We start from the raw sequence: 15,275 nt of genomic DNA, 5'->3' as shown, positions 1-15,275 counted from the left end.
AATTTTGACATTCTCCGCTGTCAAAATAATCTCAAAGTTAGAAGTAATTGCACTAGCAATGGCTACGATTCCTGGCCAAAAGTCGTTCGGCAGGGGCGTGGCCCGGCGGTTAGACTGGCATCTAGTACCTTTGCCAGCCAAAACGCACCAGTCTCATTCTGCGTTAGTGTCGGCGTATGCACATCTTATTTCTGGTTCCTTACCCTCCCGGCAAAGCGCCCTCCCAGCGGTTCCGGTTCGAGCAGTATCTTCATTTCCTCCCCGAAGCCGATCATACTTACCAGTTAGAGTCCTTTATTTCCGAGGAAATTTGGGCTATTCTCTACAAGCCCGGCCACGGCCTGACCAAGGCTCTGGGCATCATTGGCGGCTTTTTGCGCCGCTTGCTGCTGCTGGCTGCCGTGCCCAAGGCCGACTTCGTCTTCATTCACCGCGAGGCCTCGCCCATTGGGCCGCCCGTCTTCGAGTGGATTATTGCCAAGCTCTTCGGTAAGCGCATCGTCTACGATTTCGACGACGCCATCTGGATTCCCAACACCTCGGCGGCCAACAGCATCGTGGCTGGCGTGAAGTGGCACCACAAGGTGGGCAGCATCTGCCGCTGGGCCTATAAAATCAGCTGCGGCAACAGCTACCTGCGCGACTATGCCCGGCAGTTCAACCCCAACGCCGTGGTCAACCCGACGACCATCGACACGGTGAACCTGCACAACCAGGTTAAGGACCAGCGCACCGATAAGCTCGTTATCGGCTGGACGGGCACGCACTCCACCATGAAGTACCTGGAGCAGGTGGTGCCGGTGCTGGCCCGCCTGGAGCAGCACTACGACTTCGAGTTTCGGGTGATTTCCAACCAGGAGCCCCAGCTGCCGCTCCGCTCCCTGGGCTTCCGGCCCTGGCGCAAAGACACCGAAATAGCCGATCTGCTGACGTTCAACGTGGGCCTGATGCCCTTGGAAGACGACCCCTGGGCCAAGGGCAAGTGCGCCTTCAAGGCCCTGCAGTACATGGCCTTAGGCGTGCCCGCCCTGGTGTCGCCGGTGGGCATGAACAGCGAAGTGGTAACCGAAGGCGTAGATGGCTACATCTGCGCCACGCCCGAGCAGTGGTACAACGGGCTCGAAAAGCTGCTGCGCGACCATGAGTTGCGCACCCGCTTCGGTCAGGCGGCCCGCGCTACCATCGAGGCCCGCTTCTCGGTGCTGGCAAACCGGGACAATTTCTTGGCATTGTTTGCCTGAAACTGCATGATGTAGAGCGCCGCCAGATAAAACGGCATCAGCGGAATCTTGTAGCGCACCAGCGTGCCGAAGTTGCCGCTGTTGGTGCCCACACCGATGGCAAAGACAATGGCGAAGAGAAAGCAGAACGACACCAGCGGCGTGCCGGCAATCTGCTTGAAGCTCTTGAAAATCCCGGTTCGGTAGAACATCATCACCGTGAGGTAGATAAACATCGTGGCCTCAATGGCGGAAAGCAGCATTACCGGGTTGCGGGCCTCAAACAGGAACGGGCGGAACAGGGATACGGCCACGGCCTGCGGCGCTACGGTTACAATGCTACCCAAGCTACCGTCGATGGTGCCTATGTTATAGGCAGAGCCCTGGTCTTTGGTCAGACCATATAGGTATTCCTGGTTGATTTTAGTACGCTCTCCAATCTTATCAACCGCAAAACGCTCGTCTTCAGAGGTCAGATTGGTAGCCCCCAGGTATCCTGCCCCCACGCCAAGCAGCAAGAAGAATGGCTTCAGAATGGTACGTAGAGTGGCGCTTTTGATGCGGCGATTGTTTTCAATAACCACCCACAGCAAAGCCGGCGGCATGAAGGACAACAGGATGTAAACCTTCACTGTAATCAGCACATAAGCTCCCAATAAGCCCACAGTAGCCGAAAATAGGATGTTGCGCTTCAACACGGCCGCGTGGTAAAAGCCGTAAAATACCCACCCCAGAGCCCCGATACACAGGGAGTCTTTCATAATTCCGGAGCCCCAGAAAAACACCGACGGCAGAAAGAAAACCGCTATTGCCAAGCGTTTGTACAGTAGCGGATAAGCTCGGATAAAGGTGAGATACATGGCCCACATACCACTAAAGCTGAGACCCGCAAAAACCAGCGCAATGACCGAATAGGTGTTAAAGCTCAACAACGATGCCACGGCCGCTATCCGAATGACAAAGTACTCGGTAGTAGATTTGTACCAGTACATCGTGCCAGTGTAGGGGGCCGTTATCGGATCAAACTCGCCATGGGCGAAGATCAGTTTGATAGCTGCTGTCGGCGACTCACCGAAGGCACGGTAGATAATGTCCACGTGCCGGGTGTAGTTGAACGTGTCGCCGCCACCGTAATAAAACTGATAGACGAGGCCTAAAGCAATGGCTCCTAAGAACTTAACTGATAGGGCCGGGATAAAATATTTGCGAGTGAAGATATTGGTCACCCGCGGGCGCACAGCATAAGCAATAGCATAGAAAAAGGCCAGGTATATCGGGGTCAAAAATAAGTCCTTCAGCTCCATAAATTCCGCGCGTAAAGGCTGCTACCTCTTATTTTTCTTCAGATACGCCTTGGCCTCGCGGTAGTATTCCGACTTCTTCTCCGACTTGTCTTCTACTACTGCGTAATAGCGCCGGGCATTTTTTATGTCTTTCTCCTTGTCGGCAATGCGGGCCAGGTTGAAGTGAGAATATACGTAGAATCCGCCGTTTATCTCGTTCGTGCTTTCGGCGAAGACAATGCTGCGCAGATAGTAATCTTTGGCTTTGGCCAAATCCTTATACTTGTATTGCATCAGCCAGCCCAGAAAATAGGTGGCGTAGCGGCCGCTAATGGCTTCGTAGCCCGGCATTCCGCGGTTGAGCTTTTCCAGAATGTCGCGGCTGGTGCGCTCACACTCGGGAAACAGTCCCTCGTTGAAGCAGAGCAGGGCATAGAACCGCTGAAAATAGCCGTTGTCGGGGTAGGTGGTGGCCATGTAGCGGGCCACGGGCATAGAAGCAGCCGGATTGTTTTCCTCGTTGTTGAGGATGCGCATCAGGAAGAACTTGGCTTCCGGACCCGTATAGAAGCCATTGTCAGCCACGCTTTTGAGCTGTTGCAGCCCTAGCTGCTTGTTGCCACGCGGAAAAAACAGCATCACCGGTCGTAGCAGCGGGTAGTTATCCGCAATCCAGACCTGGTAGTAGTTGAACAGAGCCTGGCCGAACAGAAACTCCGGGCTCAAGCCGTTAGCTTCCTTGCTCTTATCGAGGTAATCGAGGGCGCGCTTGCTGCTCACGGTGGCTTTGCGCCAGTTGTGGCGCTCGGCGTTCAGGCGAGCATCGAAGCCGTAGGCGGCTGAAAGGAAAAAACAGGCTTCGTAGTTTTTATTGTCGGCTTCGTAGAGACGTTCCCCTTTGGTGATGGCCGTGTCCATGTAGGCGAAGAAAATCTTATCGTACTCCTTCGTCTGTACGTTGGTAGGGGCTATTTTCCACCAGTTGCTCAGCCCCAGCAGAAAGTAGGGCAAAGGGTGAGTGGGGTAGCGGCGGCGCAGAGAACGAAATTGCCGCTCCGCTTTGTCATACTTGAAATTGTACAGATTCTGCACTGCCCCATCAAGCTCTGTCTGAATGTCTTTATCGAGCAGCAGCCAGCCTTTGGTATCCACCGCGTTGGGCGCTACATCCACGTTCTGCAAATCAATATTGCGGATGGGCGAGGTTTTTCGGGCCGTATCGGGCTGTTGCGCCCGCACCAGGATTGGCAGACAGGCAAGCAACAGGACAAAACAGAGTTTTCGGATCATGTGAGCATCTGATTGCGGCAAGGTGGGCAGTGTTAGCCGCGCACAAGCCACCCAATGGGAAAGCTAAAGTATGACTTTTATCCTAGATTTGGACCGATCAACAAGCCAATATGGACCTGCTGCGCACCTTATGCCACTTGGCGGCCCCGGCCGGCAATGAGGCTCCAATGACCGAATTTCTGCTAAACTACATTCGGCAGCAGCAGGACAGCTGGCAGGTGCAGCCGCGGGTGCTGGCCGGAGAGCAGTTTCAGGATTGTATTATTCTTGTTTTTGGTACGCCGCGTACGGCGGTATTTGCTCACATCGACAGCATTGGATTTACGGTACGCTACGGCCGGCAGTTGGTTCGCATCGGCGGCCCCCGCGCCGAAACCGGCTACCGTCTGGTGGGGCAGGATGCGCAAGGCGAAATCGACTGCACGCTGCTGGTTGACGAAGAAACCGGCGAACTGAGCTATGAGTTCAGCCGCGACATTGAGCGCGGCACAGAGCTTACTTTTCGCTGCGACTTCCGCGAAACCGCCGACACTGTGCAATCGTGCTACCTCGATAACCGCTTGGGCGTGTGGAATGCCCTGCGCCTGGCTGAAACCCTCGAAAATGGCATTATCGCCTTTAGCTGCTGGGAAGAGCACGGCGGCGGCTCAGTGGCGTATCTGGCCAAATATATCTACGAGCAGTACGGCGTGCGGCAGGCCCTGATTTCGGACATCACCTGGGTGACGGAGGGCGTACGGGCCGGCGCGGGCGTGGCCATCTCACTGCGCGACTCGCTTATTCCGCGCCGCTCCTATATAGAGCGCATCCGAGCCATTGCGCGTGCCGCCGGCATTCCGCACCAGCTGGAGGTGGAAGGCAGTGGCGGCTCCGATGCCAAAGAACTGCAGCACGGTGCCCAGCCCTGGGATTGGTGCTTCATTGGGGCCCCCGAAGACCACGTGCACTCGCCTAATGAGCTGGTAGCCAAAGTAGATATCGACAGCATGCTGACCTTGTACCAGGTACTGCTGCGGGAGCTGTAAAGCTGAACAGGAAGCCGTTGGTAAGCTGTCGGTACAGGGTTGCTACTACTGAAGTGGAAAATGGGTCGTAAGTTTGACCTTCCAAATTCTTCAGCCGTGAAATCAATTCTAATAACCGGTGGGGCTGGGTTTGTAGGTTCGGCCTTAGCCCTGCAGTTCAAACAGGCGTATCCCGACTGCCACATCATTGCCTTCGACAACCTGAAGCGGCGTGGTTCTGAGCTGAACCTGCCCCGTCTGCGGGAGGCCGGCATCGAGTTCGTGCATGGTGATATCCGCACCAAAGAGGATTTTGCCGTGCTGCCCGCCGTTGAGGCCGTTATTGAGGCTTCTGCCGAGCCTTCGGTATTGGCCGGCCTCACGTCCGCTCCCGATTATCTGATCAATACCAACCTTGGGGGGACGGTGAATTGTCTCAACTATGCCCGGCAGCACGACGCAGCTTTTGTATTCCTCTCGACCAGCCGTATTTACCCCATCAACCAAATAGACCGCATCCAGCTGGAGGAGGCCGAAACCCGGTTTGAGGTAAGCGCTGAGCAGCCTTTCGGGGGCATTTCGCCCAAAGGACTCGCCGAAGAGTTTCCGCTGGAAGGCTACCGCTCCCTGTACGGTGCTACCAAACTTTGCTCGGAGTATCTGATTCAAGAATATCACCATTTCTACAACATGCGCACGGTAATCAACCGTTGCGGCGTGCTCACCGGGCCCTGGCAGATGGGCAAAGTCGATCAGGGCGTGATTGTCCTGTGGGTGGCGCGGCACTTCTGGCAGCAGCAACTGGGCTACTTCGGCTTCGGGGGCACGGGCAAGCAGGTGCGCGACATTCTGCACGTCGACGACCTGTTTGACTTGGTGAACTACCAGCTGCAGAACTTGGCGCAGGTGAACGGCAAAACGCTGAACGTGGGGGGAGGGTACGACATCAGCGTGAGCCTGCAGGAGCTGACGGCCATTTGTCAGCGCGTGACAGGCAATGTGGTGCCCATCGTGTCGCAGGCCGAAAACCGCCAGGCCGATATTGCTTTATACTTAACCGATAATACCCGCGTTACGGAGCTTACCGGCTGGTCGCCGAAACGCTCGGTAGAGCAGATCGTGACCGATGTATACCACTGGCTGCGGGAAAACGAAACTCAACTAAAGCCGATTCTGGGCTGAAATCAAAATCTGTAGCGTATGAAAGTAGCACTCATCACCGGGGCGGGGGGCCTGATTGGTAGTGAAGCCGTCGAGTTTTTCGCCGACAAGTTTGACATTGTGGTCGGTATCGACAACAACATGCGCAGCTATTTCTTCGGCGAGCAGGCCTCGACCGACTGGAACCGGGCCCGGCTGCAGGAGCATTTTGCCAACTACCGGCATTATACCGCCGATATTCGGGACCTGAGCGCCCTAGAGGCAATCTTCCGCGAATACGGTGCCGATATTGCCCTCATCGTGCACACAGCTGCCCAGCCCAGTCACGATTGGGCCGCCCGGGAGCCATTCACTGATTTCTCCGTGAATGCCACCGGCACGCTTAATATGTTGGAACTCACGCGCCAGCACGCGCCGGAAGCGGTGTTTATCTTCACCTCTACCAACAAGGTATATGGCGACAATCCGAATTTTCTGCCGCTGGTAGAGTTAGAAACCCGTTGGGAAATCGACCAGAACCACCCTTATTTCGAGCGCGGCATTGATGAGAAGATGAGCATCGACCACACCACGCACTCACTGTTTGGCGCATCTAAAGTGGCCGCCGACGTGCTGGTGCAGGAATACGGGCGGTATTTTGGTATGAAAACCGCCGTGTTCCGCGGAGGGTGCCTCACCGGCCCGCGCCATTCGGGGGCCCAGCTCCATGGCTTTCTCTCCTATTTGATGAAGTGCGCCATCACGGGCCAGCATTATACCGTGTTTGGCTACAAGGGCAAGCAGGTACGCGACAATATTCACTCCCACGACCTGGTGAACATGTTCTGGCACTTCTACCAGCAGCCCCGCACGGGTGGTGAGGTGTACAACGCCGGGGGCGGCCGCTTTGCCAACTGCTCGATGCAGGAGGCCATTGTGCTGTGTGAGAAAATCACGGAGAACAAAATGAACTACTCGTACTCAGAGCAGAACCGCATCGGCGACCATATCTGGTACGTGTCCGATGTGAGCCGCTTTGAGCAGCACTATCCAGGCTGGCAGTTTAAATATGATCTTACGAGCACGCTGACGCAGATTTTCAACGAATTGCGCGAGCGTCAACCAGTATGAAGCTGAGCGTTGTTATTCCGGCTTATAATGAAGAGGAAAGCATCGGAGAAACCCTGCGTACCCTCTACACCAAGCTGGTGCAGGAGCAGATCGACCACGAAATAGTGGTGACTAACGATAACTCGAAGGATAATACCCTGGGCCAGCTGCAGCTGCTGGCCCAGGAAATTCCGACCCTGAGCTATTATACCAACCCCGGCCCCAACGGCTTTGGCTATGCCGTGCGCTATGGCTTGGAGCGCTACCAGGGCGACTGCGTGGCCGTGATGATGGCCGACCTCTCCGATGACCCTGACGACTTGGTGCGCTACTATCATAAGCTGCAGGAAGGCTACGACTGCGTATTTGGCAGCCGCTGGGTGAAAGGCGGTCGGGTGGTTGATTACCCAGTACATAAAAAGTACATCAACCGCCTTGCCAACGGCATAGTCAAGACGCTGTTCCAGTTGAAATATAATGATTGCACCAACGCTTTCAAGCTCTACAGTCGGCACACGATAGAAGGGCTAAAGCCTTTTCTGGCCCCGCACTTCAACCTGACGCTGGAACTACCACTAAAGGCCATCGTGCGCGGCTATAGCTACGCGGTGGTACCCAACTCCTGGACGAACAGGAAGTACGGCGAGTCGAAGCTGAAAATCAAGGAGATGGGTAGCCGATACTTCTTCATTATGATGTACTGCCTGATCGAGAAATACTTCTCCCGGGGCGATTTCCATAAGGCGCGGCTGACGGCGCACAAGAGCTAATGACCATCATACAAGCGCGTGAGCGCTGGTTGGCTTGGCTGGCCAGCGCTCGTTTGTTTCGGGTGCTACTGGTCCTTAATCTCTTAGCTACGGTAGTAGTCGTAATGGCTACGTTTCATACTATCACCGGTGACCAAAATACCTACCTGGGCTATGCCGAAGGGCTGCTGCATGGCCGCTATTCTTACTGGTATTTTCTGCCGGAATATGTGCCCGATACCTTCCGCAACCCTGGGTACCCACTGTTTTTGTTTCTGCTGCGGCTGGTAGGAGCCCAGGACATGGGCGTGCGGTTGGTGCAGATTGGTTTATACCTGCTCACGGTGGGTATTATGCTCAAGCTGGCCGCCCGCTGCGAGCCACGGAGCCAGTCGTGGCTGGTGCGCAACCTGCTGCTGCTGCTGCTGCTGCCCAACGTGCAGCTGGCCTATTTCGCGGCCGTCATTTTTCCCGAAGTGCTGGTTGCCTTTCTACTGGCAGTATACGGGTACGTAGCGCTTGCTTGGCCCATCGGCACATGGCGGCGCACGCTAGTGCTGGCGCTGCTGGCGGCCTTAATCTTTCAAACTCGGCCCATCTTTATCCTTTTTCCGGGCGTGCAGTTGGCGCTAGATTTCTGGCAAACCTGGCGCAAATCCGCATTTCCGTGGCTGCAGGCACTGGCGCTGCTCGGGCTATTTGTAGCCAGCATGCTGCCTTACGCTCTATGGAACTACCGGCACCACGGCGTGCTGAAGCCAACTTCGCTGGAGGGTGGAGCCGGGGTGATGCAAATTGGCTTCTGGGCCTTACGGATGCCTGGCTACCACGAGCAACGCTATTGGGGCAACACAATGGGAGAGGAGCTGATGTCTTTCACGGACCCAGCCGCCGTGCCCGGCCATATTGCTGCTTTCAACCATGAATGGGACGTAATTGATGCGCAGATCAAACCTTTGCTGACTGATCGTGACCGACGTAACCTACGCTTAATGGCGGAAAACAAGGATAATCTGTTTCTTACATACAGCACAGCTTACACACTAAAACGCGAGAAACTGCTGATGCAGGCTAACCTAGCCAATATCCGGCGGGAGCCTGGCTACTATCTCAAGACTCGTCTTTATACATTGGTTAGGCTTTGGGTCACGGGTGTGCAGTTGAATGCGTGGAGAAAAGCAGCTACGCCAGTAGCTAAGATTAAAGTAGTATATCCGGCATTGGTCAGCGCTACTACTTTTCTATTGGCACTCGTGAGCATTACATGGACTCTGATGCGGCGTTCAATCCTTTTTAGGAGTAATATTTGGTACTTTTCATTAGCTCTGGTAATATATTTTGGCTTGGTTCATCTGCCATTCGCAATCCAAGCCCGATACACAGTTCCTGTGCGCCTATGGTTATTTCTAGCAACGGCTATTTCATGCTCAGCTTGGCTAATAAAATATAATACGATGAAGACAAATAGGCAGCTTGGATAAAGCTCTGCTAAGCCAGACCGAGCCCACTGATTCGTTTCGGCAGGCCCGGTTGCGTTAGGATGCGCGGGCCGGTGGGAAGAAGAAGATAAAGGAAAGACTATGTTTTGCTTTAAGAAGTTGGGGATTAGCGAAGAAGCTCTATTTTACCGACCTGAACGCTCTTTCTCCTCACTCCAAAACCCTCATTTCCCACCGCTTCTATGATGAATATTCTTTACGTAGCACCCGGGCTGGGCATTCTGGCTCTCGTTTACACGTGGCTGCGCTCCGGATGGGTTTCCCGTCAGGATGCCGGCGACGACCGCATGAAAACCATTGCCGGCTACATTGCCGATGGGGCCATTGCCTTCCTGAAGGCGGAGTACAAAGTATTGGTGTTTTTCGCCCTCATTGCCAGCGCTTTTCTGTTTTACCTTGGCAGCACGGGTGAAAATTCCAGCCCCGTCATCGTCATTGCCTTTCTAATCGGGGCGGTTTTCTCGGCTTTGGCCGGGTATATCGGGATGAAGATTGCCACCAAAGCCAACGTGCGCACCGCCCAGGCGGCCCGCACCAGCCTGAGCCAAGCCCTGAACGTGTCGTTTTCGGGCGGCTCGGTGATGGGTATGGGCGTGGCCGGGCTGGCGGTATTGGGACTTGGCTCGCTGTTCATCGTGTTCTACCAAATGTTTGTGGTGAGCAAGGGCGGCACGGCCAACGGCGCGGATATGGAAAAGGCGCTGGAGGTGCTCACCGGCTTCTCGCTGGGGGCCGAAAGCATTGCCCTGTTTGCCCGCGTGGGTGGCGGCATCTACACCAAAGCCGCCGACGTGGGGGCCGACCTGGTGGGCAAAGTAGAAGCCGGAATCCCCGAGGATGACCCCCGCAACCCCGCAACCATCGCCGATAATGTGGGCGACAACGTGGGCGACGTGGCCGGCATGGGTGCCGACTTATTTGGCTCGTATGTAGCTACCATTCTGGCTACTATGGTGCTGGGCCGCGAAGTGTCAACTCCCACCGATCAGTTCAACGGCCTTTCGCCCATTCTGCTGCCTATGGTCATTGCCGGCGTGGGCATCGTGGCCTCGCTCATCGGCATTCTGATGGTGCGCGTGAAGGAGGGCGGCAACGTGCAGGCGGCCCTCAACTTCGGCAACTACGTGTCGGTAGCCGTGTCGGCGGTAGCGTCCTACTTCATTATCCGCTGGATGCTGCCCCCCGGCGACCTGGTCATCGGGCGGGCCGGGGCGGTGGCCTTCACTGCGATGGATGTGTTCTACGCCGTGGTCGTGGGCTTGGTGGTGGGCACCTTGATGAGCATCATCACCGAGTACTATACGGCTATGGGCAAGCGGCCCGTGCTCAGCATTGTGAAGCAGAGTAGCACCGGCCACGCCACCACAGTTATCGGCGGCTTGTCGGTGGGCATGGAATCTACGGTGCTGCCCATTCTGGTGCTGGCGGCCGGCATTGTGCTGTCGTTCCGGTTTGCGGGCCTCTACGGCGTGGCCATTGCCGCCGCCGGCATGATGGCTACCACCGCCATGCAGCTGGCCATCGATGCCTTCGGCCCCATTGCCGACAACGCCGGCGGCATAGCCGAAATGAGCGAGCTGCCAAAAGAAGTGCGCGAGCGGACCGACATTCTGGATGCCGTGGGCAACACCACGGCCGCCACCGGCAAAGGCTTTGCCATTGCCTCGGCGGCCCTCACCTCGCTGGCTCTGTTTGCCGCCTTCATGGGTACGGCCAATATCAGCGTCATCGACATCAGCCACGCCGATGTGCTGGCGGGGCTGTTCGTGGGGGCCATGATTCCGTTCATCTTCTCCGGGCTGGCCATTGCGGCCGTGGGGCGGGCAGCTATGGCGATGGTGCAGGAAGTGCGCCGGCAGTTCCGCGAAATCCCCGGCATCATGGAAGGCACCGGCCGGCCCGAGTACGAGAAGTGCGTAGCCATTTCCACCCAGGCCGCCATCCGCGAAATGATGCTGCCGGGGGCCATTGCCCTCATCGTGCCCATCATTGTGGGCTTCACGATGGGGCCCGAAGTGCTGGGCGGCGTGCTGGCCGGCGTCACGGTTTCGGGGGTGCTGATGGCCATTTTCCAGAGCAACGCCGGCGGGGCCTGGGACAACGCCAAGAAGAGCTTCGAGAAAGGCGTGATAATTGACGGGACCATGCACTACAAGGGCTCCGACGCCCACAAAGCTTCCGTGACCGGCGACACCGTGGGCGACCCGTTCAAGGATACGTCCGGCCCGAGCATGAACATTCTCATTAAGCTCATGTCCATCGTGTCGTTGGTGATTGCGCCCCACATTGCGGCTCCCGAGCGTGGCCTGGCCCAGACCGAAGCCCCGCGCCGCGAGCTGGCACTGCGGCCCGTGGTACAGGAAGCACCCGCCGCTGCCCCCGCCCGCACCGTGCTGCTGCCGGCTACCGCCCGGCGCTAGTCCGGGCCGCTGTTGGCTGGCAAAGAGCTGCCTCTCCGCGCCGGAGGGGCAGCTTTTTTGTACTACCTTTGAGCCACCCATTCGCTTAGCGGACCAACCTCAACTGGATGCCTCAAGCCACTATTTCCCTGCACGACAAGCAGTTTGCCCCGTATCTGCCGGCCCGGCAAATCGCGGACTCCATTCGGGAGCTGGCCGTGCGCCTCAACCAGGATTATGCCGGCCGGCAGCCCCTGTTCGTGGCTGTGCTCAATGGCTCGTTCATGTTTGCCTCCGACCTGCTGAAGGAGCTAAGCATTCCCTGCGAAGTGGCATTTATCCGCGTGAGCTCCTACCAGGGCACCAGCAGCACGGGTCAGGTGCAGGAGATTATGGGCCTGACGGAAGACGTGCAGGGCCGCGACCTGATCATTGTGGAAGACATCGTGGATACGGGCCACACCATGCAGGCGCTGCTGGCCACGCTGAACGCCCGAAATCCGGCTTCCCTGGCCGTTGCTACGCTGTTTCTGAAGCCCGAATGCCTGCAGCACGAGCTGGATATCCGCTACGTGGGTATGGAAATTCCCAACGACTTTATCGTGGGTTTCGGGCTCGATTATGATGGACTGGGCCGCAACTACCCGGATGTGTACAAAGCTGTTTAACCGCCATCGGCAGCCCAAGTAAGCTGTTCACCGTAAGGGGTGGTTTGGTGCCGATTTGTTATCTTTCCCAACTTCCCCTGCACTTTTCTTCTCCGCGAAACGCCTCGCTCTATGCTCAATATCGTGCTCTTCGGCCCGCCCGGCGCCGGCAAAGGAACGCAAAGCCAGAAACTCATTGCCCGCTACAATCTGGTGCACCTCTCTACCGGCGACCTGCTGCGCTCCCAGATTACGCAGGGAACGGAGCTGGGCCTGCGGGCCAAAAAACTCATGGATGAAGGCCTGCTGGTGCCCGACGAGGTCGTCATTGGCATGATTGAGAGCCAGCTGGCCAACAATACTACCGCCGCCGGCTTCATCTTCGACGGCTTTCCGCGCACCGTGCCCCAGGCCCAGAGCCTCGATGCCCTCACCCAGCGCTACGACACCGGCGTGAGTTGCATGATTGCGCTGGAAGTGGCCGAGGAAGAGTTGGTGAAGCGCCTGCTGGAGCGCGGCAAAACCAGCGGCCGCCCCGACGACCAGAACGAGGAAAAAATCCGCAAGCGCGTGAAGGTGTACAACACCGAAACCGCGCAGGTGGCTGGCTATTATGCTGAGCAGCAGAAGTTTCACTCTCTGAATGGCATCGGTGTGATTGACGACATCTTCGGCCAGATCTGCGGCATCATCGACCGGCACCAGCCCGCTTCGTCGGTAGCCAGCAATCCCGCCGCCGCTACCGACGAAGTAAAAGCGTAACTTTGCGGCTGCTACCCCTTGAGGTAGTGGCAGAAACACCCTCTGTCATCCTGACGAAGGAAGGACCTTATCACGGCAGAACGACCCTCGTACACACGACTCGTTCTCACAGGATAAGGTCCTTCCTTCGTCAGGATGACAGTCCTTTTTCAGACAACTCAGTTAAGAAAGCCGAATTCTGAACCCCAATTCTTAATTCCTAATTCTTAATTCTTAATTCCTTCCCGTGGCTTCCAATAACTTCATCGACTACGTCAAAATCAACTGCCGCTCCGGCAACGGGGGCGCGGGCTCGGCTCACTTCTTCCGCGCCAAAGGCCTGCCCAACGGCGGCCCCGACGGCGGCGACGGCGGGCGCGGCGGCCACATCATCCTGGAAGGCAACTCTCAGCTCTGGACCTTGCTGCACCTGCAATACCAGAAGCACCAGTTTGCCGAAAACGGCACCAACGGCGGCGAGGCCCTCTGCACCGGGGCCCAGGGCAAGGATATTATCATCCAGGTGCCGCTGGGCACCATTGCCCGCAATGCCGAAACGGGGGAGAAGAAGGTCGAGATAACCGAGCACGGCCAACGCATCATTCTCACGCCCGGCGGGCGCGGCGGCCTGGGCAACGACCACTTCAAATCGGCCACCAACCAAGCCCCCACCTACGCCCAGCCCGGCGAGCCCGGCATCGACGAGCTGGTGATTCTGGAGCTGAAGCTGCTGGCTGATGTGGGCCTGGTGGGCTTCCCGAACGCGGGCAAAAGTACGCTGCTGTCGGTGGTTTCGGCGGCCAAGCCTAAGATTGCCGACTACGCTTTTACCACGCTGACGCCCAACCTGGGTGTGGTGGCCTACCGCGACTACAAGTCGTTCGTGATGGCCGATATTCCCGGCATCATCGAGGGTGCGGCCGAAGGGCGGGGGCTGGGTATTCGCTTCTTGAAGCACATTGAGCGCAACTCCATCCTGCTGTTCCTGATTTCGGTGGACAGCAATGACATTGCCGACGAGTACGAGATTCTGCTCAGCGAATTGCGCCAGTTCAACCCCGAGCTGCTGGAGAAAAAGCGCTTGCTGGCCATCACCAAGGCCGATTTGATTGACGACGAGCTGGAAGCCGAGATGCGCGCCACGCTGCCCACGGATCTGCCTACCGTCTTCATTTCCAGCCTGACCAACAAGAATATCATGCCGTTGAAGGACATGATCTGGCAGGCGCTGAATGCGAAAGATTAGGGAGCTGTCATTGCGAGCAAAGCGAAGCAATCCGTCCTGGACAATGTGCTCAGCTTTATTTCAGCAGAAAGCCCTGACGTATACATTGCGTTAGGGCTTTGTGGATTGACAGGGCTTTTTACACTTCAGAGGACGGATTGCTTCGCTTTGCTCGCAATGACAGGGGTTTCGCCTCGTGCTCTTCGTGCCAAACTGACAGCCAAACCTCCTTTGGCAAACTCCTTGCGCCCGTGGGGTAGCCCAACGGCAACTCCCGTGAAAAACCCATTCCGACGAATATTTACGAAAATGGCTGACGATACCACTCTGCCCCAGGACGACAATCTGTCCGTTGACCCCACGCACTCGGCTGGCGAATTGCCGGAAGACCCCAACGCGCCCGACATGGGTACGCCCGAGGGCCTCGATGGCGGCGCTCCGAAAACGGAAGCCACCAAAACCGATGCTGAGCTGGCGGAGTTGAAAGACAAGTACCTGCGCCTGGCTGCCGAGTTCGACAACTACAAGCGCCGCACCACCAAGGAGCGCACCGACCTGTTCAAAACCGCCAACCAGGAGTTGATGGTGGCCCTGCTGCCCGTGCTCGACGACTTTGAGCGGGCCCGCAATGCCACCCAGGCTACTAACGATGCTGATGCTGTGCGCGAAAGCATCGAAATAATTCAGACCAAGCTGAACAAAACGCTGCAGCAGAAAGGTTTGACCCCCATGGAAGCCAAGGGCGGGGCCTTCGATGCAGACTTGCACGAGGCCATCACCCAGATTCCGGCCCCTTCGGAAGAGTTGAAAGGTAAAATCGTGGATGAGGTGGAGAAAGGATACTACCTCGGCGACAGAGTAATCCGGCACGCGAAAGTGGTGCTGGGACAGTAGAGAAAAAAGTTTGTCATCCTGAGCAGAGCGAAGGACCTTATCACGCCAGAACAAGTCGTTGGTACAACGGTCGT

The 15,275-nt window shown here is 56.8% G+C and carries 13 protein-coding genes; 11 read left to right on the top strand and 2 right to left on the bottom strand.

From position 1 onward, the window contains the following. Window positions 1-176 precede the first annotated feature (176 nt). A complete protein-coding gene (locus BUB62_RS09215; RefSeq protein WP_073109077.1) occupies window positions 177-1,241 on the top strand; it encodes a glycosyltransferase family 4 protein in 1,065 nt (354 codons plus the stop codon). Here the strand turns inward: BUB62_RS09215 and BUB62_RS09210 are convergent. Together BUB62_RS09210 and BUB62_RS09205 are read right to left on the bottom strand one after the other, a co-directional pair. After that, the gene (locus BUB62_RS09210) at window positions 1,163-2,524 is read right to left on the bottom strand and encodes a hypothetical protein (protein WP_073109074.1); all 1,362 of its coding nucleotides are present in this window, start codon (window positions 2,522-2,524) and stop codon (window positions 1,163-1,165) included. The two genes, BUB62_RS09215 and BUB62_RS09210, sit on opposite strands and share 79 nt — an antisense overlap. A 21-nt stretch (window positions 2,525-2,545) precedes the next feature. Next, window positions 2,546-3,766, bottom strand: coding sequence for a tol-pal system protein YbgF (locus BUB62_RS09205; RefSeq protein ID WP_234988661.1), 1,221 nt, complete (start codon window positions 3,764-3,766; stop codon window positions 2,546-2,548). A 137-nt stretch (window positions 3,767-3,903) separates the two neighbouring features. Here BUB62_RS09205 and BUB62_RS09200 point away from each other — a divergent pair, with 137 nt between their 5' ends. From BUB62_RS09200 to BUB62_RS09155, 10 genes are all read left to right on the top strand, one after another. Continuing rightward, on the top strand, window positions 3,904-4,818 hold the full coding sequence (locus BUB62_RS09200; RefSeq protein WP_073109072.1) for a M20/M25/M40 family metallo-hydrolase: 915 nt from the start codon (window positions 3,904-3,906) through the stop codon (window positions 4,816-4,818). A 96-nt stretch (window positions 4,819-4,914) separates the two neighbouring features. Further along, window positions 4,915-5,979: an NAD-dependent epimerase/dehydratase family protein gene (locus BUB62_RS09195; RefSeq protein ID WP_234988660.1), complete on the top strand. Its 1,065-nt coding sequence runs from the start codon at window positions 4,915-4,917 to the stop codon at window positions 5,977-5,979. Between the two features lie 18 nt (window positions 5,980-5,997). Beyond that, window positions 5,998-7,068, top strand: coding sequence for an NAD-dependent epimerase/dehydratase family protein (locus BUB62_RS09190; protein WP_073109065.1), 1,071 nt, complete (start codon window positions 5,998-6,000; stop codon window positions 7,066-7,068). Further along, a complete protein-coding gene (locus BUB62_RS09185) occupies window positions 7,065-7,817 on the top strand; it encodes a glycosyltransferase family 2 protein (RefSeq protein ID WP_073109062.1) in 753 nt (250 codons plus the stop codon). Before BUB62_RS09190 ends, BUB62_RS09185 begins: the two co-directional genes overlap by 4 nt. Next, window positions 7,817-9,277, top strand: coding sequence for a hypothetical protein (locus BUB62_RS09180; RefSeq protein ID WP_073109059.1), 1,461 nt, complete (start codon window positions 7,817-7,819; stop codon window positions 9,275-9,277). The genes BUB62_RS09185 and BUB62_RS09180 overlap by 1 nt, the downstream gene beginning before the upstream one ends. 200 nt (window positions 9,278-9,477) lie before the next feature. Next, window positions 9,478-11,715, top strand: a complete 2,238-nt coding sequence (locus BUB62_RS09175) for a sodium-translocating pyrophosphatase (RefSeq protein WP_073109056.1) — start codon at window positions 9,478-9,480, stop codon at window positions 11,713-11,715. Between the two features lie 107 nt (window positions 11,716-11,822). Continuing rightward, entirely contained in the window at window positions 11,823-12,362 is a 540-nt protein-coding gene (hpt, locus tag BUB62_RS09170) for a hypoxanthine phosphoribosyltransferase (RefSeq protein WP_073109053.1), read from the top strand. Between the two features lie 111 nt (window positions 12,363-12,473). Continuing rightward, the gene (locus BUB62_RS09165) at window positions 12,474-13,103 is read left to right on the top strand and encodes an adenylate kinase (RefSeq protein ID WP_073109050.1); all 630 of its coding nucleotides are present in this window, start codon (window positions 12,474-12,476) and stop codon (window positions 13,101-13,103) included. A 226-nt stretch (window positions 13,104-13,329) separates the two neighbouring features. Then, on the top strand, window positions 13,330-14,328 hold the full coding sequence (obgE, locus tag BUB62_RS09160; protein ID WP_073109047.1) for a GTPase ObgE: 999 nt from the start codon (window positions 13,330-13,332) through the stop codon (window positions 14,326-14,328). A 288-nt stretch (window positions 14,329-14,616) separates the two neighbouring features. Next, window positions 14,617-15,201 carry a nucleotide exchange factor GrpE gene (locus BUB62_RS09155; RefSeq protein ID WP_073109044.1) on the top strand — a complete coding sequence of 195 codons (585 nt, stop codon included), beginning with the start codon at window positions 14,617-14,619 and terminating at the stop codon, window positions 15,199-15,201. Window positions 15,202-15,275 lie beyond the last annotated feature (74 nt).

It is taken from the genome of Hymenobacter daecheongensis DSM 21074, from assembly GCF_900141805.1.
Lineage (GTDB): Bacteria > Bacteroidota > Bacteroidia > Cytophagales > Hymenobacteraceae > Hymenobacter > Hymenobacter daecheongensis.
This window is presented reverse-complemented; position numbering and strand designations above follow the sequence as displayed.

Bases quoted from the DNA above. Each gene is read 5' to 3' on its own strand.
- BUB62_RS09215 (WP_073109077.1), top strand. From the start codon at position 177: ATGCACATCTTATTTCTGGTTCCTTACCCTCCCGGCAAAGCGCCCTCC.
- BUB62_RS09210 (WP_073109074.1), bottom strand. From the start codon at position 2,524: ATGGAGCTGAAGGACTTATTTTTGACCCCGATATACCTGGCCTTTTTC.
- BUB62_RS09200 (WP_073109072.1), top strand. From the start codon at position 3,904: ATGGACCTGCTGCGCACCTTATGCCACTTGGCGGCCCCGGCCGGCAAT.
- BUB62_RS09190 (WP_073109065.1), top strand. From the start codon at position 5,998: ATGAAAGTAGCACTCATCACCGGGGCGGGGGGCCTGATTGGTAGTGAA.
- BUB62_RS09185 (WP_073109062.1), top strand. From the start codon at position 7,065: ATGAAGCTGAGCGTTGTTATTCCGGCTTATAATGAAGAGGAAAGCATC.
- BUB62_RS09180 (WP_073109059.1), top strand. From the start codon at position 7,817: ATGACCATCATACAAGCGCGTGAGCGCTGGTTGGCTTGGCTGGCCAGC.
- BUB62_RS09175 (WP_073109056.1), top strand. From the start codon at position 9,478: ATGATGAATATTCTTTACGTAGCACCCGGGCTGGGCATTCTGGCTCTC.
- hpt (WP_073109053.1), top strand. From the start codon at position 11,823: ATGCCTCAAGCCACTATTTCCCTGCACGACAAGCAGTTTGCCCCGTAT.
- BUB62_RS09165 (WP_073109050.1), top strand. From the start codon at position 12,474: ATGCTCAATATCGTGCTCTTCGGCCCGCCCGGCGCCGGCAAAGGAACG.
- BUB62_RS09155 (WP_073109044.1), top strand. From the start codon at position 14,617: ATGGCTGACGATACCACTCTGCCCCAGGACGACAATCTGTCCGTTGAC.